Origin of the sequence: Streptomyces sp. NPDC058576, from assembly GCF_042718715.1 — a bacterium.
In the GTDB taxonomy this organism is placed as follows: domain Bacteria; phylum Actinomycetota; class Actinomycetes; order Streptomycetales; family Streptomycetaceae; genus Streptomyces.
The window spans coordinates 1-19,101 of record NZ_JBHXPF010000030.1 but is presented as its reverse complement, the minus strand read 5'-3'; the positions used below and the strand labels follow the sequence as shown (position 1 = coordinate 19,101).

Here is a 19,101-nt window from a genome sequence, read left to right as displayed (position 1 = left end):
CCCAGAAGGGCGGCCGGCGCCGCGGCGCGGACGCCGGGGGCCACGGCGCGGGCGGCGGTGGCCGACGCCGCGGTGGCGGCGGAGGTTCCGACGGCCCGGGGGGTCGGGGGCGCGACCAGGGTGGCCCCGGCAAGAAGCGGATGATCGACTATCCGCGCTACGGCAGGTACGGGTTCCGTCGCTGGGTGCCCTCGTGGAAGCTGGTCTCGGGGCTCTGTCTGGGGTTCCTCGGCGCTCTGATGGGTATCGGAGGCATCGCCTACGCCCTGGTGGTACCGCCGGACATCAACAAGACTGCCAAGGCGCAGAACAACGTCTACTACTGGGCCGACGGCTCGCAGATGGTCGCGACCGGTGGCGCGGTCAACCGCCAGAAGCTCAACTACGAGCAGATCCCGGTGGAGATGCGCAACGCCGTGATCTCGGCCGAGAACAAGAGCTTCGAATCGGACCGCGGCATCGACCCGGTGGGCATTGGGCGCGCGTTCTTCAACATGGCCACGGGCGGTGAGACCCAGGGTGGGTCGACGATCACCCAGCAGTACGTGAAGAACTCCATGCTCAGCCAGGACCAGACGCTCAAGCGGAAGTTCCAGGAGCTCTTCATCACGCTCAAGGTCGGCGGCGAGATGAAGAAGGAAGAGGTGATGGAGGGCTACCTCAACGTCTCGTACTACGGACGTGGGGCCTCCGGGCTGCAGGCGGCCGCCCGCACCTACTACAACAAGGACGCCGACGAGCTGAACGCGAGCGAGTGCGCCTTCCTGGCCACCCTGCTCAAGGGCGCGAGCTACTACGACCCCGCCGGTGCCACCGACATCGACAAGGAGAACGCGACCAAGGCGAAGAACACCAAGCGGGCCAAGGCGCGTTGGGAGTGGATCCTCGACGAGCAGGTCAAGGACGGGCGGATGACGCAGGCGGACCGCGCCAAGTACACGAAGTTCCCGGACCCGCTGCCGCCGAAAAAGGACGCCAAGCTGGGCGGCCAGACCGGCTACCTGGTGGAGCTCGCCAAGAAGTACTTCCTCGCCAACAACGACAAGGGCATCACCGCCAAGGAGCTCGAACTGGGCGGCTTCGAGATCCACACCACCTTCCAGAAGAAGCGGGTGGAACAGCTCGAAGCAGCCGTGAAGAAGGTCTACAAGGCCAAGATCCGGCCCAAGGAGCGCCCCAAGACGGACACGCACGTCGAGTTCGGCGGTGCTTCCGTGGACGCGAAGACCGGCGCCATCATCGCCACGTACGGCGGCCAGGACGCCACCACGCACTTCACCAACAACGCTGACGCCACGGGTGCTCAGGTCGGTTCGACGTGGAAGCCCTTCGTGCTGGCGGCGGCCATGCAGTACGGCGTGCGCGATCCGTCCGGCCCGCCGGAGCAGAGCGAGTCCCAGCGCACCCAGGTCTCGCCGAAGAGCATCTACAACGGCGACGACGGCCTGCGGATCAAGGACTACACGGGCAAGGTCTGGCTCAACGAGGACGACGAGGAATGGCGCCAGACCAACGACGGCAACTACGACTACGGTGAGATCGACCTGCGGACGGCCATGGAGAAGTCCGCCAACTCCCCGTTCGTGCAGCTCGGCATGGATGTCGGGACGGACAAGGTCAAGGACGTCGCCGTCGCCTCCGGTCTGAAGGACGACACCTTCATGGCGGACGCGACCGTTCCCTCGTTCTCCATCGGCACCTCGTCGCCCAGCGCCATCCGCATGGCGGGCTCCTATGCCACCTTCGCCACGAGCGGCCAGAAGAACGACACCTACTCGGTGACCGAGGTGAAGGAGAGGGGCGTGGTCGTCTTCCAGCACAAGAAGGACCCCAAGCGCGCCTTCAGCCCGATGATCGCCGACAACGTCACGGACGTGCTGAAGAACGTCGTGGAGAACGGGACGGGCGAACCCGCCAAGCTGGAGGGCCGTGAGGCCGCGGGCAAGACCGGTACGACCGACGGCAACCGGTCCGCCTGGTTCGTCGGGTACACGCCGCAGATCTCGACCGCCATCAGCATGTTCCGCCTCGACGACGACGAGACGAACAAGACACGCAAGTTCGAGGAGATGTTCGGGACGGGTGGCGAGGAGAAGATCCACGGAAACTCGTTCCCGGCCTCCATCTGGCACGACTACATGACCGGGGCGATGAAGGGCAAGAAGGCCATCGCCTTCCCGACGCCGCAGGACCCGGGCGACGTCGTGTGGGGCGGCGGCGCGGTCAGCCCCAGCCCGACGCCCAGTCCCACGCCGTCGGAGACGCCTTCCGACGACCCGACGACGCCCACGCCGACGCCGACGCCGACCACCCCGAGCCCGACGCCGACGCCGACCAAGACCTGCGGCATCTTCGACCCGAACTGCGAAGAGGCCAACGGCGGGGCGAACGCCGGGGCGGACGGTGGAGGCCAGAACGCCGGAGCCGACGGCGGAGGCGGCGACAACACCGGAGCCGACGGTGGTGGCGACAACACCGGAACGACCGACGGCACCGGCAACGGCGGCGCCCAGGGAGCCAACGGCAACCAGGGCGGAACCGGCTCCATCTGGGGCAGCTCCGGATAGCCGGACCGCCGGCCGGGACCCTCACGGGCCGGACCGGCACAGCGGCGAGGGCCGCCGTACCCACCCGGGTGCGGCGGCCCTCGCCGTGTTCCCCACGAGGTGCGGAGTCCTGGACCGTCCTGCCGTGTCCCCCGGGCGGTCCTTGCCCCGGGCACAGCCCCGTACGGCAGGATGTGCGGCATGCCAAGCCCCAGCGCAGAAGACACGAGCGTGCACCAGGAACGGCCCGTCGTGCGGCCCACCGACAGGGACGAGGTCGCGGCGGCCGGCAGCGAGCTGTTCGGCGGCCGGGTGGGACGCTGGGCGCGGCTCGGCGACGGCCCGCTCACGCCCGTGCGCGTCATCGCGCTGGTCATGATCGGGATGTTCGCCCTCGGCATGGTGCAGAAGATCCCCTGCTACGAATGGGCCTGGTTCCGCGGCGCCACCTCGCAGTACACGCACGCCTGCTACTCCGACATTCCGCACCTCTTTCTGGGACGCGGGTTCGCCGACGGCCTCGTGCCGTACTTCGACCGGCTGAGCGGCGATATGCAGTACCTGGAGTACCCCGTCCTGACCGGGGTGTTCATGCAGGTGGCGGCCTGGCTGACGCTGACGCCCGACAGCGACCCCATCCAGCAGCGCGAGCAGATGTACTGGATGGTCAACGCGGGCATGCTGATGATCTGCGCGGTGGTCATCGCCGTGTGCACCGTCCGTACGCACCGCCGTCGCCCCTGGGACGGTCTTCTGGTCGCGCTGGCCCCCGCGTTCGTCCTCACCGCGACCATCAACTGGGACCTGCTGGCCGTCGCCCTGACGGCCGCGGCGATGCTCATGTGGTCCCGGGGGCGGGTGCTCGCGTTCGGCATCCTCATCGGCCTGGCCACGGCCGCCAAGCTCTACCCCGTCCTGCTGCTCGGCCCCCTCCTGGTGCTCTGCTGGCGGGCGGGCCGGTGGCGCGAGTTCGGGACGGCGCTGCTGGGCGCGGGCGCGGCCTGGCTGGTGGTGAACCTGCCGGTGATGGTCTTCGCCCCCGAGGGGTGGCGGAAGTTCTACACCTTCAGCCAGGAGCGGCCCATCGACTTCGGCTCGTTCTGGCTGATCATCACGCAGCGCACCGGCAAGCCCATCGACGTGGAGACGGTCAACACCGCATCGGTCGTCCTGATGGTCGTCTTCTGCGCGGGCATCGCGGGCCTGGCGCTGACCGCGGCCCGCAGGCCGCGCTTCGCCCAGCTGGCGTTCCTGGTGGTGGCCGCGTTCATCCTCACGAACAAGGTCTACTCACCCCAGTACGTGCTCTGGCTGATCCCGCTGGCCGTCCTGGCCCGGCCGCGCTGGCGCGACTTCCTCATCTGGCAGGCCTGCGAGGTCATGTACTTCCTCGGGATCTGGTCCTACCTCGCCTACACCAGCGGCGGGGACAAGAACCAGGGGCTGCCGCAGGAGGGCTACCAGGTCGCGATCGCCCTGCACCTGCTGGGCACGCTGTACCTCTGCGCGCTGATCGTCCGGGACATCCTCCTGCCGGAGAAGGACCCGGTGCGCGCCGACGGGTCGGACGACCCGTCGGGCGGCGTGCTCGACGGGGCTCCGGACGCGTTCGTGCTCGCGCCCGAGGCCCGCCCGTCCGGGCACACGGCTCGGACGGTCACGGGACCTCGGGTGGAATGGGGCGCGAAGCCCACCCGGGACGCCTGAGCCGGGGCCGCCCTTCAGGGCGGGCGGCTCAGCGGTCGACGAGCCGGTCGTACTGGGTGGTCGTGTGGCGCAGATGCGCGACCAGCTCGTCACCGACCCGCGGCTCCTGGGCGTCCGAGGGCACGAACAGGATCGACACCTGCATGTGCGGCGGCTCGGCGAACCACCGCTGCTTGCCTGCCCAGACGAACGGCGACAGGTTGCGGTTGACCGTGGCCAGGCCCGCGCGGGCGACGCCCTTGGCCCTCGGCATCACCCCGTGCAGAGCCTTGGGCGCCTCCAGGCCGACCCCGTGGGACGTACCGCCGGCCACGACCACCAGCCAGCCGTCGGACGCGGCCTTCTGCTGGCGGTAGCCGAACCGGTCACCCTTGACGACCGGGGTGACGTCCAGGACGGCCCCCCGGTACTCGGTGGCCTCGTGGTCGCCGAGCCAGAGCCGGGTGCCGATCCGGGCGCGGAAGCGGGTCTGCGGGAACTGCTGCTGAAGCCGGGCCAGCTCCTCGGCGCGCAGATGACTGACGAACATGGTGTGCAGCGGCAGCCGGGCCGCGCGCAGCCGGTCCATCCAGCCGATGACCTCCTCGACGGCGTCGGAGCCGTCGGTGCGGTCCAGCGGCAGGTGCAGGGCGAAGCCTTCGAGCCGTACGTCCTCGATCGCCGCGTGCAGCTGCCCGAGCTCCTCCTCCTTGACGCCGTGGCGCTTCATCGAGCTCATGCACTCGATGACGACCCGGGCGCCCACCAGGGCGTGCACCCCGTCGACGGAGGAGACGGACCGGATGACGCGGTCCGGCAGCGGTACGGGCTCCTCACCACGCCGGAACGGGGTCAGGACGAGCAGGTCGCCGCTGAACCAGTCCTTGATCCGGGCCGCCTCGTAGGTCGTCCCGACGGCGAGGGTGTCGGATCCGAAGCGGATCGTCTCGTCGGCGAGGCGCTCATGGCCGAAGCCGTAGCCGTTGCCCTTGCAGACGGGTACGAGACCGGGGAACTGGTCGATCACGGACTTCTGGTGCGCCCGCCAGCGCGCGGTGTCGACGTAGAGGGAGAGCGCCATGGCCGGCCCGGAACCTTTCTGGTGGCTGCGGTGAATCAGGAACGAACGGGGTGTGCGGAGATGAGGTGACCGAAGCCGGTCAGCGGCGCGACATATACATGTCGAGCGCCTTGTGGAGCAGCTTGTTGAGCGGGAAGTCCCACTCGCCGACATACTCGACGGCCTCGCCGCCGGTGCCGACCTTGAACTGGATCAGGCCGAAGAGGTGGTCGGTCTCGTCCAGCGAGTCGCTGATGCCGCGCAGGTCGTAGACGGTCGCGCCCATCGCGTAGCTGTCGCGCAGCATGCGCCACTGCATGGCGTTCGACGGCCGGACCTCGCGCCCGATGTTGTCGGAGGCGCCGTACGAGTACCAGACGTGTCCGCCGACGACGAGCATCGTGGCCGCGGAGAGGTTCACGCCGTTGTGCCGGGCGAAGTAGAGCCGCATCCGGTTGGGGTCCTCGGAGTTGAGGACGGTCCACATGCGCTGGAAGTACGAGAGCGGGCGGGGCCGGAAGTGGTCGCGCACGGCGGTGATCTCGTAGAGCCGCTGCCACTCGGCGAGGTCCTCGTACCCGCCCTGGACGACCTCGACGCCGGCCTTGTCGGCCTTCTTGATGTTGCGGCGCCACAGCTGGTTGAAGCCCTTGAGGACGTCCTCCAGGGAACGGTTGGCCAGCGGCACCTGGAAGACGTAGCGGGGCTGTACGTCACCGAACCCGGCGCCGCCGTCCTCGCCCTGCTGCCAGCCCATCTTGCGCAGCCGGTCCGCCACCTCGAAGGCGCGCGGCTCGATGTGCGTGGCCTCGACGTCGCGCAGGCGCTTCACGTCCGGGTCCTGGATGCCGGACTTGATGGCCGCGGAGTCCCAGCGGCGGATGACCACCGGCGGGCCCATCTTCACGGAGAAGGCGCCCTGCTGCTTGAGGTGGGCGAGCATCGGCTGCAGCCAGTCGTCCAGGTTCGGCGCGTACCAGTTGATGACCGGGCCCTCGGGGAGGTACGCCAGGTAGCGCTTGATCTTGGGCAGCTGGCGGTACAGGACGAGGCCGGCGCCGACGATCTCGCCGTTCTTGTCGAACCAGCCCAGGTTCTCCGAGCGCCATTCGGTCTTCACATCAGCCCACGCCGGGACCTGGCAGTGACTGGCCGAGGGCAGGCTCTGGATGTATGCCAGATGCTGCTCTCGGCTGATGGTCCTCAGGGTCAGGCTCATGCGGGGCGCTCCTCGGCAGGTGTGTCCCCATCGGTCAGGGGCTCCGGCTCTCGCGCCGAAGCCTACTGTGACCGAGGGGCGCCCGGCCTGGCCCCGGGGTGACGGAAAGCCGCACGGGCCGGTGCGGGCGCCCGAGCGCCCGCACCGGCCCGTGCTCCGGCCGTCGCTCCGGCCGGTGCTCCGGTCAGGTGATCACGCCGCCGAAAAGGCCGCCGTGGGCCATGCCGAGGTAGAAGCCGACCGCGGAGGCCCCAAGACCCACGATCAGGCCGAACCTCTCCCAGGTGGTCCTCGAGATGTACTGGCCGTAGGCGCCGGTCAGGATCCCGATGAGCCCCGCCCAGGAGCTGATCAGGTGCAGGTGGTGGAACATCGCCGTGACGAACGCGAGGATGCCGAGCACCCCGGTCACCACCATCAGGACGTCCTGGACGGGATGCGGCCTGCCGTCCGTCGCGAAGAGCGAACCGGTGGCGCGGCGGCCGGTCGGGGACCGGGAGCCGGCGGGGCGGATGGTCTGTGCCATGGAGTACCTCCTGGCCGGACGGATGGGCGGGTGAATCGGACGCCTCCCACCGCGGCGGGTGTAGCGCCTCTCACACCGCATCTGTCTCGATTGTGCCCTCTGAGCTCCTGATTTCAACCGGAAGCCGGTCTACGGGTAGTCTGTACGGTCTGCACCGGTGTCTGCCCAGGCCAGCACGGCGAGCCTCTCCCCGAACCCCGTCACCGGGATCGTTCGGGAGCGGATTGTCAGTGCCGGGTGTTCTCCTCGGGGACGCCGTTGCATCACGCATCACGACCCTCCTGCCACGGAACGACCGTGGCCGCTGAGTCCAAAGGAGGTGGGTTCCACATGCGTCACTACGAGGTGATGGTCATCCTCGACCCCGATCTCGAGGAGCGAGCAGTCTCCCCGCTGATCGAGAACTTCCTCTCCGTCGTCCGTGAGGGCGACGGAAAGGTGGAGAAGGTCGACACCTGGGGCCGTCGTCGGCTCGCCTACGAGATCAAGAAGAAGCCCGAGGGCATCTACTCGGTCATCGACCTGCAGGCCGAGCCTGCGGTCGTCAAGGAGCTCGACCGCCAGATGAACCTGAACGAGTCGGTCCTCCGGACCAAGGTCCTCCGTCCCGAGATCCACTGAGCATCTAGCTCAGCGGTTTTCGGGTCCGAGTAGCAGCAAGCAGCCAGAAGCAATCCCCGCCGAGAGGTTCACCCATGGCAGGCGAGACCGTCATCACGGTCGTCGGCAATCTCGTCGACGACCCCGAGCTGCGCTTCACCCCGTCCGGTGCGGCGGTCGCGAAGTTCCGTGTCGCGTCCACTCCCCGCATCTTCGACCGGCAGACCAATGAGTGGAAGGACGGCGAAGGCCTGTTCCTCACCTGCTCGGTCTGGCGTCAGGCGGCGGAGAACGTCGCGGAGTCGCTCCAGCGAGGCATGCGCGTCGTCGTGCAGGGCCGGCTGAAGCAGCGGTCCTACGAGGACCGTGAGGGCGTCAAGCGCACGGTCTACGAGCTGGACGTCGAGGAAGTCGGCCCCAGCCTCAAGAACGCCACGGCCAAGGTCACCAAGACCACCGGTCGCGGTGGTCAGGGCGGCCAGGGTGGATACGGCGGCGGCCAGCAGGGCGGCGGCAACTGGGGCGGCGGTCCCGGTGGCGGTGGCCAGCAGGGCGGCGGCGGTGCACCCGCCGACGACCCGTGGGCGACCGGCGCGCCGGCCGGCGGCCAGGGCGGCGGGGGACAGCAGGGCGGTGGAGGCGGCTGGGGCGGAAGCTCCGGCGGTTCCGGCGGCTCCGGCGGTTCCTCTGGCGGCGGCTACTCGGACGAGCCTCCCTTCTAGGGCTGCTCGTACCCCCACTTCTTGATCACACAGGAGAAACACCATGGCGAAGCCGCCTGTGCGCAAGCCTAAGAAGAAGGTCTGCGCGTTCTGCAAGGACAAGACCCAGTACGTGGACTACAAGGACACGAACATGCTGCGGAAGTTCATTTCCGACCGCGGCAAGATCCGTGCCCGCCGCGTCACCGGCAACTGCACGCAGCACCAGCGTGACGTCGCCACGGCTGTCAAGAACAGCCGTGAGATGGCGCTGCTGCCCTACACGTCCACCGCGCGATAAGGGAAGGGTGACAACAGCATGAAGATCATCCTCACCCACGAGGTCTCCGGCCTCGGTACCGCCGGCGACGTCGTCGACGTCAAGGACGGGTACGCCCGTAACTACCTGGTTCCGCGTGGCTTCGCCATTCGCTGGACCAAGGGCGGCGAGAAGGACGTGGCGCAGATCCGCCGCGCCCGCAAGATCCACGAGATCGCGACGATCGAGCAGGCCAACGAGATCAAGGCCAAGCTCGAGGGCGTGAAGGTCCGTCTGGCTGTTCGCTCCGGCGACGCCGGCCGTCTCTTCGGCTCGGTCACCCCGGCCGACGTCGCTGCGGCGATCAAGGCCGCCGGTGGTCCTGACGTCGACAAGCGTCGCGTCGAGCTCGGCTCGCCGATCAAGACGCTCGGCGGACACCAGGTGTCCGTCCGTCTGCACCCCGAGGTCGCAGCGAAGCTCGGCGTCGAGGTCGTTGCTGCCTAAGGGCAGAGCTCAGCAGAGCCATTGAAGGGCCGCACCCACTGGGTGCGGCCCTTCAGTGCGTCCGGGATGCGCGGCGTTTCACGTGAAACACCATGCATCGGCTGTTTCACGTGAAACAGCCGCCAATGGTCCGTGCCTGTGCATGCGAATCGGGCGGGTTGTTTCACGTGAAACAGGCCCGCCGCGTGTGGATCAGCGCGTGGCCCCGGTCACGATCCACCGGCCCGACCGGGTACGCAGCCAGAGCGTGATGAGGCGGACGGCCATCATCAACGTCATCGCCCACCAGAGCGCGGTGAGACCGCCGCCGAGGGAGGGCACCAGGAGCGCGACGGGAGCGAAGACGGCGAGCGTCACCAACATGGCCCAGGCGAGATAGCGTCCGTCACCGGCTCCCATCAGGACACCGTCCAGGACGAAGACCACGCCGGCGATCGGCTGCGAGACCGCCACGACCAGGAGCGCGGGGAGCAGGGCGTCCTTCACCGAGGGGTCGCTTGTGAAGAGCGGGATGAACAGGGGCCGGGCGAGCACGATCAGGACGCCGAGCAGGATGCCGCAACCGATGCCCCACTCGACCATGCGGCGGCAGGCCTCACGGGCACCCTTCTCGTCGTTCGCCCCCAGATAGCGGCCGATGATGGCCTGCCCCGCGATGGCGATGGCGTCGAGCGCGAAGGCGGTCAGGCTCCAGAGGGAGAGGATGATCTGGTGCGCGGCGATGTCGACGTCCCCGAGCCGGGCGGCGACAGCGGTGGCGATCATCAGGACGGCGCGCAGGGACAGGGTCCGGATCAGCAGAGGCACGCCGGCCCGCGCGCTGGCCCTGATGCCGGCCGCGTCGGGGCGCAGCGACGCGCCGTGCTTGCGTGCTCCGCGGATCACCACGAGGAGATAGGCCACGGCCATACCGGCCTGGGCGATCACCGTTCCCCAGGCGGATCCGGCGATCCCGAGCCCGGCACCGTAGACGAGGGCCACATTGAGGACGGCGTTCGCCGTGAAACCGCCGATGGCGACGTACAGCGGGGTGCGGGTGTCCTGGAGGCCGCGGAGTACGCCGGTGGCGGCGAGCACGACGAGCATGGCCGGGATGCCGAGGACGGAGATCCTCAGATACGTGATGGCGTACGGTGCGGCGGTGTCGGATGCGCCGAAGACGTCGACGAGCCAGGGGGCCGTCGGAATCGCGAGGGCGACGACGGCGGCTCCGAGCAGAAGGGCGAGCCAGATGCCGTCCATGCCCTGACGGATGGCGGCGGGCAGGTCGCCCGCACCCACGCGGCGGGCGACGGCCGCCGTGGTCGCGTAGGCGAGGAAGACGAAGATGCTCACGGCCGTCATCAGGAGGGCCGCGGCGATGCCGAGGCCGGCCAGCTGCGGGGTGCCGAGGTGGCCGACGACGGCGCTGTCGACCATCACGAAGAGAGGCTCGGCGACGAGTGCGCCGAACGCCGGGACGGCAAGGGCGACGATCTCGCGGTCGTGTCGTCGGCGGCCGTTCTTCGGGGTCGCGGGGGCCTGGGTCATGGGGGTCAATCTAATCTTCCACAGGTAAGAGATGCAATGGGCTCTTGGTCCTTACTTGCGCCCGGGTGGGGAGATCCTTCCCGCGCCGTTTGCGGTGATCTTGAAATGAGGGCGAAAGTTTTTCTCCCCCACAGTCAGTGGATGGAGAAAATGCAGGTCAGAGTGGTCGCGCCGGTATCGCTATGAGTTTGTCCACAGTGCTGTCCCCCGGTCCGTGCACAGGTTCGGCAGGGTTCTCCACAGCATCTGGTCCGTCGTCCACATGCCCTGTGGATAACCAGATTGGCTGACGGTGCGGAGGGGCCTACCGTGGTGCGGCGCCCGCACTCCGTTCCGGCACCGGAATCCACCGAACCAGACGCGCCGGAAGTGGAGTCGGGCGACCTGTTTGTCGGTGCCGTGCCGTAAGAAAGAGTGGCACGGCTAGGTCCGCGATGCGGACGGGAGGAGGCGGCCCGGTGAGCATTCCCGAGCCTTTGGACGACCCCTGGACCGAGACCGGTCCCGGGGACCGTCTGCCCGTATCCCGCCAGCGTCGAGGGGACCGCAAGGGGCGCGAGGACCGCCATGATCGCGGTTCGGACGAGGCCTGGGAAGGCGGTGCCCCCAGCTTTGAGCGGGTGCCGCCCCAGGATCTCGATGCCGAGCAGTCGGTGCTCGGCGGCATGCTGCTGTCCAAGGACGCCATCGCGGACGTCGTGGAGATCATCAAGGGTCACGACTTCTACCGCCCCGCCCACGAGACCGTCTACACGGCGATCCTCGACCTCTACGCCAAGGGCGAGCCGGCCGACCCGATCACGGTCGCCGCCGAGCTGGTGAAGCGCGGAGAGATCACGAAGGTCGGCGGAGCCCCGTATCTGCACACCCTGGTGCAGTCCGTGCCCACCGCGGCCAACGCCTCGTACTACGCCGAGATCGTCCACGAGCGGGCGGTGCTCCGGCGGCTGGTCGAGGCGGGCACGAAGATCACGCAGATGGGATACGCGGCCGACGGGGACGTCGACGAGATCGTCAACTCCGCACAGGCCGAGATCTACGCGGTCACCGAGCAGCGCACCAGCGAGGACTACCTCCCCCTCGGCGACATCATGGAGGGCGCGCTCGACGAGATCGAGGCCATCGGCTCGCGCAGCGGCGAGATGACCGGTGTGCCGACGGGCTTCACGGACCTCGACGCCCTGACGAACGGCATGCACCCCGGCCAGATGATCGTCATCGCGGCCCGTCCCGCGATGGGCAAGTCCACGCTGGCGCTGGACTTCGCGCGCGCCGCGTCGATCAAGAACAATCTGCCCAGCGTCATCTTCTCCCTCGAAATGGGGCGCAACGAGATCGCGATGCGTCTGCTGTCGGCCGAGGCGCGGGTGGCCCTGCACCACATGCGGTCCGGCACGATGACGGACGAGGACTGGACGCGGCTCGCACGCCGGATGCCCGAGGTCTCGGCCGCTCCGCTCTACATCGACGACTCCCCCAACCTGTCGATGATGGAGATCCGCGCGAAGTGCCGCCGGCTCAAGCAGCGCAACGACATCAAGCTCGTGATCATCGACTATCTGCAGCTGATGCAGGCCGGTGGGTCGAAGCGGTCCGAGAGCCGTCAGCAGGAGGTCTCGGACATGTCCCGAAACCTGAAGCTGCTGGCCAAGGAGCTGGAGGTCCCGGTGATCGCGCTCTCGCAGCTGAACCGCGGCCCCGAGCAGCGCACGGACAAGAAGCCGATGGTGTCCGACCTGCGTGAGTCCGGCTCCATCGAGCAGGACGCCGACATGGTCATCCTGCTCCACCGCGAGGACGCGTACGAGAAGGAGTCGCCGCGCGCGGGCGAGGCCGACATCATCGTCGGCAAGCACCGTAACGGTCCGACGGCCACCATCACCGTGGCCTTCCAGGGCCACTACTCCCGCTTCGTGGACATGGCGCAGACCTGACCCGGTCCATCCGCCTCCAAGAGAACAGAGGCACGCCCCACCATGCACACCTCCCCCGCCGCCGCCCCCACGCCCTCGTGGACCGTGGGCGGCGTCACCGTCCTCCGCATCGACGAAGTCGCCCTGCCGCCCGCGACCGGAACCTGGCTGCTGCCCGACGCCACCCCTGAGGTGGTGACCGCCCAGGACTGGCTGCGCCCCCACTTCGCCGGCGAGGACGCGATTCTGCACATCGACAGCCACAGCTTCGCGTTCGTCGTGAACGGGCTGCGCGTTCTCGTCGACACCGGCATCGGCAACGGCAAGGAGCGGGCCAACCCGGCCTGGCACAACCTGCGGACCGGCTTCCTGGAGCACCTCACCGCGGCCGGTTTCCCCCCGGACTCCGTCGACCTGGTGATCCTCACTCACCTGCACGCCGATCACGTCGGCTGGAACACACGGCAGCTCAACGGAGCGTGGGTCCCCACCTTCCCCAACGCCCGCTACCTCACCTCCCGCGCCGAGCGGGACTTCTGGGCCACGTACGACATGGAGGAGGCGCGCCAACAGATGTTCCGCGACTCCGTGGTCCCGGTCGAACAGGCGGGGCTGCTGAGCACGGTCGACGTCCCGCACCAGGGCGCCGAGATCGCTCCCGGCCTGCGCTTGATCCCGACACCGGGCCACACTCCCGGCCACGTCGCCGTGGAACTGACCAGCCAGGGGGAGACGGCGCTGATCTCCGGTGACTGCGTCCACCACCCCGTCCAGCTCGCCCACCCCGTCATCGGCGCCTGCGTCGACATCGACCCGCGGCAGTCCGAGGCCACCCGCCGCGAGCTGCTCGGGTTCCTCGCCGGCACGGACACCCTCTTCCTCGGCACCCACTTCGCACCGCCCACTGCCGGCCGCGTGGTCGCCCATGGGGACGCCTACCGCCTGGAGCCCGTCCCCGCTTCCTGACGAGAATCCGCTGACCGCCATGAGCCCGTCCTCCCGCAGCCCGTCGCCGGGGAGCGGGAGCCGTCAGGCGTTCGTCAGGGTGCGGGCGAGGAGGGGGAGCAGGCGGTCCCAGTGGTGCCGGAGTCCGGCCGCGTCGAAGGCGTCGGTGTCGGACATGGTGAAGCCGTGGACGGTGCCCGGGTAGATCTCGGAGGTGTAGTCGATCCCCGAGGCGTCCAGGGACCGGTTGAGCTCGCCGAGTGCCTCGGGCGTGATGTCCGTCGCGGCGTGGCCGAAGTGGACCTCGGCGGTGAGACGGCGCAGGCTGTCGGGCCCGTCGGCGGCGACCGGCGCGTGGAACGCGGCGAGGGAGGCCACCTGTCCGGGGTGGGCGGCGGCGGTGCGTGTCGCCAGGAGGCCGCCGATGCAGTAGCCGGTCACCGCGACCGGTCCGGCGTCCGCTTCGGGCTGGGACGAGAGGAACGTGAGGTAGGCGTCCGCGTCGCGCAGGACGCGTTCGGCGGTGTGCGCCTCGATCAGGGGCATCAGTCGGCCGATGAGCGCGGGCCGGTCCTCCTCTCCGATGTGCTCGGGAAGGTCGACGACCGGCGTCGGCCCGTTCCGGTAGAAGAAGTTGGGGACGAGCACGTAGTACCCGTGGCCGGCCAGTTCGCGGGCCATCTCCCGCAGTACGGGCCGGATGCCGAAGGCGTCCGCGTACATCAGCACCCCGGGATGCCGCTCGCCGTGGTCGGGGTAGGCGGCGAAGGCGTCGGCCAGGCCGTCCGTGGTGGGGATCTGCACGGTCTTGGTGGGAATGGCGGATCTTCCTTCCTGAGAGTTCGCCGAGCTGACGTCTGTGACGCGAACGTTCATCGGGATAACGTTCGTGACACCAACGTTTTCGGCGCGAGCGAACGTACTGCGTCGGTCGGCCCGGCGCAAGGAGAGAGTGGATGTCATGGGCGGAACCGAAGCCGTGGGCATGCCCGACGAGGGCGCTGCCCGGACGCCCGAGAGGCTGCGTCGGCGGCCGAGCCGCTTGCTGTCGCAGCTGACCGTGCGGTCGGACCGGCTGATCATCGACGGGCTGGTTCAGGTCGACGCACGGAAGTGGCACTACGCCGTGCTCGCCTCGCTGCAGGAGTACGGGCCCGGCAGCCAGGCCGAGTTGAGCAGACGCTCCGGCATCCACCGGAGCGACATGGTCGGCGTGCTCAACGAACTGGCCGAGCGCGGCCTCGTCGAGCGGGTGCCCGACCCCGAGGACCGGCGCCGCAATGTCATCACGGTCTCCCCCCTCGGCCGCCGGCACCTGAGCCTCCTGGACGAGACCCTGGACGACCTGGACGCCGAACTGCTCGCGCCGCTGAGCCCGTCCGAACGCGACCAGCTCGTCCGGTTGCTCACCCGCTTGCTGGACCACCACACCGGTCCCTCGTGATCTCACGTCATGTGCCCGTACTGCCGGGTATGACGACGAGGACTCCGCCCGAGCCGGAACGCGGCGTCCTGTAGGTGTCAGGCCGACGGCGACAGCAGGGTGCTGCGCGCCGAGCACGCGAGGAGCATGGCAGCACGGCGTTCGCGCACACCGGCCTCGTCGAGCTGGCGGCCGGTCATCGGCCGTCGTGCGGGCGACTCGGGCCGTTCGGCCCATGACTCCGTGACGTCGTGAATCCCCGACTCAGCGGAAAAGGGTTCGTCAAGGAGTGGCGCGTCGGATAAGGGTTGGACCATGACTTCTACCGGCGAAGACCTGCTCCCCAGTACCCGGCGCGCTCTGTTGCACCGCATCGCCGTCGCGCAGCGGGACGGCCGTGCGCCGTCCCTCGTGGCCGCCGTGCGGCGACAGGGACGTACGGCCTGGAGCGGGGCGCGTACGTGCGTCGAGGGGCATGCTCCCGACGCCGACACCCAGTACCGGATCGGCTCGATCACCAAGACGTTCACGGCCGTTCTGGTGCTGCGGCTGCGGGACGAGGGCCTGATCGACCTGGACGACCCCCTGGAGAAGCACCTCCCCGGTACAGGTGTCGGCGGGGTGACCGTCTTTCAGCTGCTGTGCCACAGTGCGGGACTGGGCGCCGAAGCGCCCGCCCCCTGGTGGGAGCGGACGCCCGGCAGCCTGCGGCCCGAGCTCGCCGATGTGCTGGGCGACCGGCCGATGACGCACCCGACCGGACATCTCCATCACTATTCCAACCCGGGCTATACCGTGCTCGGTTCGCTGGTGGAAGCGGTACGCGGCGTCTCCTGGGAGGAGGCGCTGCGCCGCGAGATCCTGGAACCGCTGGGCATGCACCGGACGACGAGCGACCCCGTGGCGCCGCACGCGGGCGGCTGGGCCGTTCACCCCTGGGCCGACGTCATGCTGAGCGAACCCGCGGAGGATCTCGGGATCATGGCGCCCGCCGGTCAGCTCTGGTCCACCGCGGAGGATCTGCTGCGGTTCGCCGCCTTCCTGGCAGAAGGCGACGACCGGGTCCTGTCGGCCTCCTCCGTACGGGAGATGCGCACGCCCGCCGCGCCGGTCGAGACGGGTGGCAGCGGTTACGGACTCGGGCTCCAGATCGTCGGGGGCGAGGGGCGCGTGCTCTTCGGGCACACGGGATCGCTTCCCGGGTTCGTCGCCGGCCTCTGGGTCTGCGAGGAGGAGGACGTGGCGGCGGTCGCCCTCGCCAATGTCACCTCCGGACTGCCCGCCGCGATGGTGGCCGCCGAACTCCTGGGCATCGTCGTCGAGGCCGAGCCTAGGATCCCGGAGCCCTGGCGTCCGCTGCCCGACGTGGACGACGAGCTGCTCGCGCTGACCGGCGTCTGGCACTGGGGCACCAACACGTTCACGCTGAGGCTCACGGGGGACCGGGGCCTACAGCTCACGCCGCTGGGCGGCAGGGGGCGGAGCGCGGGCTTCACCTACCGCCCGGACGGCACCTGGGTGGGCCAGAACGACTACTACGCCGGGGAGACGCTGCGCGTCGTACGCAAGGACGACGGCTCGGTGGACCACCTCGACCTCGGTTCGTTCGTCTTCACGCGCGAGCCGTACGAGGCGGGGGCGGCCGTCCCCGGTGGGGTGGACGCGGAGGGCTGGCGCGGGCTCGGCGGCTGACTTCCGGGCCGGTGAAGGGGTGGGTGTTTCACGTGAAACACCCACCCCTTCGTCAGAGCGCCAGCTTGAAGCCCACATGGCTGGCCGTGAAGCCCAGCCGCTCGTAGAAGCGGTGCGCGTCCTCGCGTGTGGCGTCCGAGGTCAGCTGCACCAACTGGCAATCCCGGCGACGGGATTCGTCCACCGCCCACTGGATGAGGCGGGTGCCGAGGCCGCTGCCGCGCTCCTCGCCATGGATCCGGACGCCTTCGATGATCGAGCGCGTCGCACCGCGCCGGGACAGCCCCGGGACGATGGTCAGCTGAAGGGTGCCGACGACCCGCTCCTCGCGAACAGCGACGACCACGTGCTGGTTCGGGTCGTCGGCCAGCCGCTGAAACGCCTCCCGGTAGGGGGTGAGGTCATGCGGTGACTCGCGCTGTGCGCCCAGCGGGTCGTCGGCGAGCATCGCGACCACGGCGGCCAGGTCGTCCGGGGTGGCGGATCGTATGTCCAGATCACTCATGATCGGCATCCTAAGGCGATCCCCGGTCGGCCCCCGAGGGCCCGTCGATCAGGGCCCGTCGATCAGGGTCGGGTCGATCAGAGTGGATCGATCAGGGTCGGGGTCATCGGCAGCGGTGAGGTCAGGCCGGGACCTTCAGCTCTTCGACCGCCCTGACCAGCGGGGCGAGCTCCGGGTTCTCCGCCGCCTCGTCCAGGGCCGCCCGCAGCGCGCTGTCGTTCGTGGGCCGGGCGGCCTCCAGCAGCGTGAGCCCGGCCTCGGTGACGTCGGTGTAGATGCCCCGACGGTCGGTGTCGCACAGGTAGCGGGTCAGCAGACCGCGGTCCTCGAGCCGGGTGACGAGCCGGGTGGTGGCGCTCTGGCTGAGGACGACGGCGTCGGCGACCTGCTTCATCTGGAGATGCCCGCCGACGCCGTTGTGCTGCCGGCTCAACACGTCGAGCAGGGAGTACTCGCGTGCGCTCAGCCCGTGGCCGGCCTGGAGGGCCCGCTCGATACGGGCCTCGATCTTCCCGTGGAGCAGGGAGAGCGTGCACCAGCTCTGGGCGATGGCGGTCAGGGCGGGATCGGTTGCGGTCATGTCTCTCTCCTCCGTACGGGAGCTGCGTGACTCCAGGATAGGGGACATTCGCAATAGCCCGCGTTTGCAATTAACCAGCGTCTGCAATTATTGTGGACGCTCGTAAGGCGCAGACGCAATCTTTCAGGGAAGGTGAAACCCATGCCGCTGGCGCTCCTCGCCCTCGCCATCGGGGCATTCGGGATCGGAACGACCGAATTCGTGATCATGGGGCTGCTCCCCGAGGTCGCCGGTGATTTCCAGGTCTCGATCCCGACCGCGGGCTTTTTGGTGACCGGCTACGCGCTCGGAGTGGTCCTCGGAGCCCCGCTGATGACGCTGCTGGGCACCCGCATCACCCGCAAGCGCATGCTGATGCTCCTCATGGGGCTGTTCATCGTGGGCAACGTCGTGTCCGCGCTCGCGCCGGTCTTCGGCGTCATGCTCGCCGGACGCGTGATCGCCTCCCTCGCGCACGGTGCCTTCTTCGGCATCGGCTCGGTGGTCGCGGCCGATCTGGTCGCCCCGCAGAAGAAGGCCGGGGCCATCGCCATGATGTTCACCGGCCTCACCGTCGCCAACGTCGTCGGCGTGCCGCTGGGCACGTTCATCGGCCAGACCGCGGGCTGGCGGACCACGTTCCTCGTCGTCGCCGCCCTGGGAGTCGTGGGGCTGCTCGGCGTCGCGAAGCTCGTACCGGAGCAGCCCAGGACGGAAGGTGTGCGCATCCGTCACGAGCTGGCCGCGTTCCGCAACGTCCAGGTCCTGCTGGCGATGGCCATGACCGTGCTGGGCTTCGGCGGGGTCTTCGCCGCGATCACCTACATCACCCCGATGATGACCGAGATCGCCGGCTACTCGGCCTCGTCCGTCACCTGGCTGCTGGTCCTCTTCGGCCTCGGCATGGTGGGCGGCAACCTGATCGGCGGGAAGTTCGCCGACCGCCACCTGATGCCCCTGCTGTACGTCTCGCTCAGCGCGCTCGCCGTGGTCCTCGGCCTGTTCACCCTGACCGCCCACAACAAGATCGCCGCGGCCGTCACCATCGTCCTGATCGGCGCCCTGGGCTTCGCGACCGTTCCTCCGCTGCAGAAGCGCGTCCTCGACCAGGCGGCGGGTGCGCCGACGCTGGCGTCCGCCGTCAACATCGGGGCCTTCAACCTCGGCAACGCCCTCTCCGCCTGGCTCGGCGGGCTCGTCATCGCGGCCGGTCTCGGCTACACCGCCCCCAACTGGGTCGGGGCTGTGCTCGCCGCATCGGCCCTGGTCCTGGCGGTGTTCTCCAGCCTGCTGGAGCGCCGGCAGACCGGCAGGGGCCGGATCGTCGCCGGGAGCAGCCCCGAGCCGGCCGCCGTGACGGCGGCCCGGCACTGAGCCCCGCCCCTCCGGGGGCCGTCGCGCACGCGCAGCAGCCGCACCGCCTCCATGGC

General features: G+C 69.3%; 18 protein-coding genes. 11 read left to right on the top strand and 7 right to left on the bottom strand.

Annotation, left to right across the window (positions count from 1 at the left end):
• Positions 1-140 precede the first annotated feature (140 nt).
• Both ACFWRV_RS21345 and ACFWRV_RS21340 read left to right on the top strand, forming a co-directional pair.
• Entirely contained in the window at positions 141-2,567 is a 2,427-nt protein-coding gene (locus ACFWRV_RS21345) for a transglycosylase domain-containing protein (protein ID WP_384336816.1), read from the top strand.
• A 171-nt stretch (positions 2,568-2,738) separates the two neighbouring features.
• Positions 2,739-4,253, top strand: coding sequence for a glycosyltransferase family 87 protein (locus ACFWRV_RS21340; RefSeq protein WP_384336814.1), 1,515 nt, complete (start codon positions 2,739-2,741; stop codon positions 4,251-4,253).
• 28 nt (positions 4,254-4,281) lie between these two features.
• Here ACFWRV_RS21340 and ACFWRV_RS21335 read toward each other — a convergent pair whose 3' ends face one another.
• The 3 genes from ACFWRV_RS21335 to ACFWRV_RS21325 all read right to left on the bottom strand — a co-directional run bounded on the left by ACFWRV_RS21335 (position 4,282) and on the right by ACFWRV_RS21325 (position 7,037).
• Positions 4,282-5,313, bottom strand: coding sequence for an alanine racemase (locus ACFWRV_RS21335; protein WP_003967862.1), 1,032 nt, complete (start codon positions 5,311-5,313; stop codon positions 4,282-4,284).
• Between the two features lie 79 nt (positions 5,314-5,392).
• Positions 5,393-6,511, bottom strand: coding sequence for a peptidoglycan bridge formation glycyltransferase FemA/FemB family protein (locus ACFWRV_RS21330; protein WP_205080944.1), 1,119 nt, complete (start codon positions 6,509-6,511; stop codon positions 5,393-5,395).
• A gap of 184 nt (positions 6,512-6,695) precedes the next feature.
• Complete coding sequence (locus ACFWRV_RS21325) at positions 6,696-7,037, bottom strand: hypothetical protein (RefSeq protein ID WP_384336812.1); 342 nt, start codon at positions 7,035-7,037, stop codon at positions 6,696-6,698.
• 330 nt (positions 7,038-7,367) lie between these two features.
• Between ACFWRV_RS21325 and rpsF the strand changes: the two genes are divergently transcribed.
• From rpsF to rplI, 4 genes are all read left to right on the top strand, one after another.
• Positions 7,368-7,658 carry a 30S ribosomal protein S6 gene (gene rpsF, locus ACFWRV_RS21320; protein ID WP_018957345.1) on the top strand — a complete coding sequence of 97 codons (291 nt, stop codon included), beginning with the start codon at positions 7,368-7,370 and terminating at the stop codon, positions 7,656-7,658.
• Between the two features lie 74 nt (positions 7,659-7,732).
• The gene (locus ACFWRV_RS21315) at positions 7,733-8,359 is read left to right on the top strand and encodes a single-stranded DNA-binding protein (protein ID WP_073867202.1); all 627 of its coding nucleotides are present in this window, start codon (positions 7,733-7,735) and stop codon (positions 8,357-8,359) included.
• A 43-nt stretch (positions 8,360-8,402) separates the two neighbouring features.
• Positions 8,403-8,639, top strand: a complete 237-nt coding sequence (gene rpsR / locus ACFWRV_RS21310; protein WP_003967857.1) for a 30S ribosomal protein S18 — start codon at positions 8,403-8,405, stop codon at positions 8,637-8,639.
• An 18-nt stretch (positions 8,640-8,657) separates the two neighbouring features.
• Positions 8,658-9,104, top strand: coding sequence for a 50S ribosomal protein L9 (rplI, locus tag ACFWRV_RS21305; protein ID WP_003967856.1), 447 nt, complete (start codon positions 8,658-8,660; stop codon positions 9,102-9,104).
• 192 nt (positions 9,105-9,296) lie between these two features.
• Here rplI and ACFWRV_RS21300 read toward each other — a convergent pair whose 3' ends face one another.
• A complete protein-coding gene (locus ACFWRV_RS21300) occupies positions 9,297-10,634 on the bottom strand; it encodes an MATE family efflux transporter (RefSeq protein ID WP_384336809.1) in 1,338 nt (445 codons plus the stop codon).
• A 458-nt stretch (positions 10,635-11,092) separates the two neighbouring features.
• Here ACFWRV_RS21300 and dnaB point away from each other — a divergent pair, with 458 nt between their 5' ends.
• On the top strand, positions 11,093-12,568 hold the full coding sequence (gene dnaB, locus ACFWRV_RS21295; RefSeq protein ID WP_384336807.1) for a replicative DNA helicase: 1,476 nt from the start codon (positions 11,093-11,095) through the stop codon (positions 12,566-12,568).
• Between the two features lie 42 nt (positions 12,569-12,610).
• Positions 12,611-13,513, top strand: a complete 903-nt coding sequence (locus tag ACFWRV_RS21290) for an MBL fold metallo-hydrolase (protein WP_384336805.1) — start codon at positions 12,611-12,613, stop codon at positions 13,511-13,513.
• 63 nt (positions 13,514-13,576) lie between these two features.
• Here the strand turns inward: ACFWRV_RS21290 and ACFWRV_RS21285 are convergent, their stop codons facing one another.
• Positions 13,577-14,311 (bottom strand): dienelactone hydrolase family protein, encoded by a 735-nt coding sequence (locus ACFWRV_RS21285; protein WP_384336902.1) that lies wholly within the window; start codon positions 14,309-14,311, stop codon positions 13,577-13,579.
• A 142-nt stretch (positions 14,312-14,453) separates the two neighbouring features.
• On the opposite strand from ACFWRV_RS21285, the gene ACFWRV_RS21280 reads away from it, so the two are divergent.
• The gene (locus ACFWRV_RS21280; protein ID WP_384336803.1) at positions 14,454-14,936 is read left to right on the top strand and encodes a MarR family winged helix-turn-helix transcriptional regulator; all 483 of its coding nucleotides are present in this window, start codon (positions 14,454-14,456) and stop codon (positions 14,934-14,936) included.
• A 294-nt stretch (positions 14,937-15,230) separates the two neighbouring features.
• On the top strand, positions 15,231-16,607 hold the full coding sequence (locus ACFWRV_RS21275) for a serine hydrolase domain-containing protein (protein WP_384336801.1): 1,377 nt from the start codon (positions 15,231-15,233) through the stop codon (positions 16,605-16,607).
• Positions 16,608-16,659: 52 nt separating this feature from the next.
• Here the strand turns inward: ACFWRV_RS21275 and ACFWRV_RS21270 are convergent, their stop codons facing one another.
• The gene (locus tag ACFWRV_RS21270) at positions 16,660-17,112 is read right to left on the bottom strand and encodes a GNAT family N-acetyltransferase (protein ID WP_384336799.1); all 453 of its coding nucleotides are present in this window, start codon (positions 17,110-17,112) and stop codon (positions 16,660-16,662) included.
• Positions 17,113-17,233: 121 nt separating this feature from the next.
• Positions 17,234-17,692 (bottom strand): MarR family winged helix-turn-helix transcriptional regulator, encoded by a 459-nt coding sequence (locus tag ACFWRV_RS21265; RefSeq protein ID WP_384336797.1) that lies wholly within the window; start codon positions 17,690-17,692, stop codon positions 17,234-17,236.
• 141 nt (positions 17,693-17,833) lie between these two features.
• Here ACFWRV_RS21265 and ACFWRV_RS21260 point away from each other — a divergent pair, with 141 nt between their 5' ends.
• Positions 17,834-19,045 (top strand): MFS transporter, encoded by a 1,212-nt coding sequence (locus tag ACFWRV_RS21260; RefSeq protein ID WP_384336795.1) that lies wholly within the window; start codon positions 17,834-17,836, stop codon positions 19,043-19,045.
• The last annotated feature ends 56 nt before the right edge of the window (positions 19,046-19,101 follow it).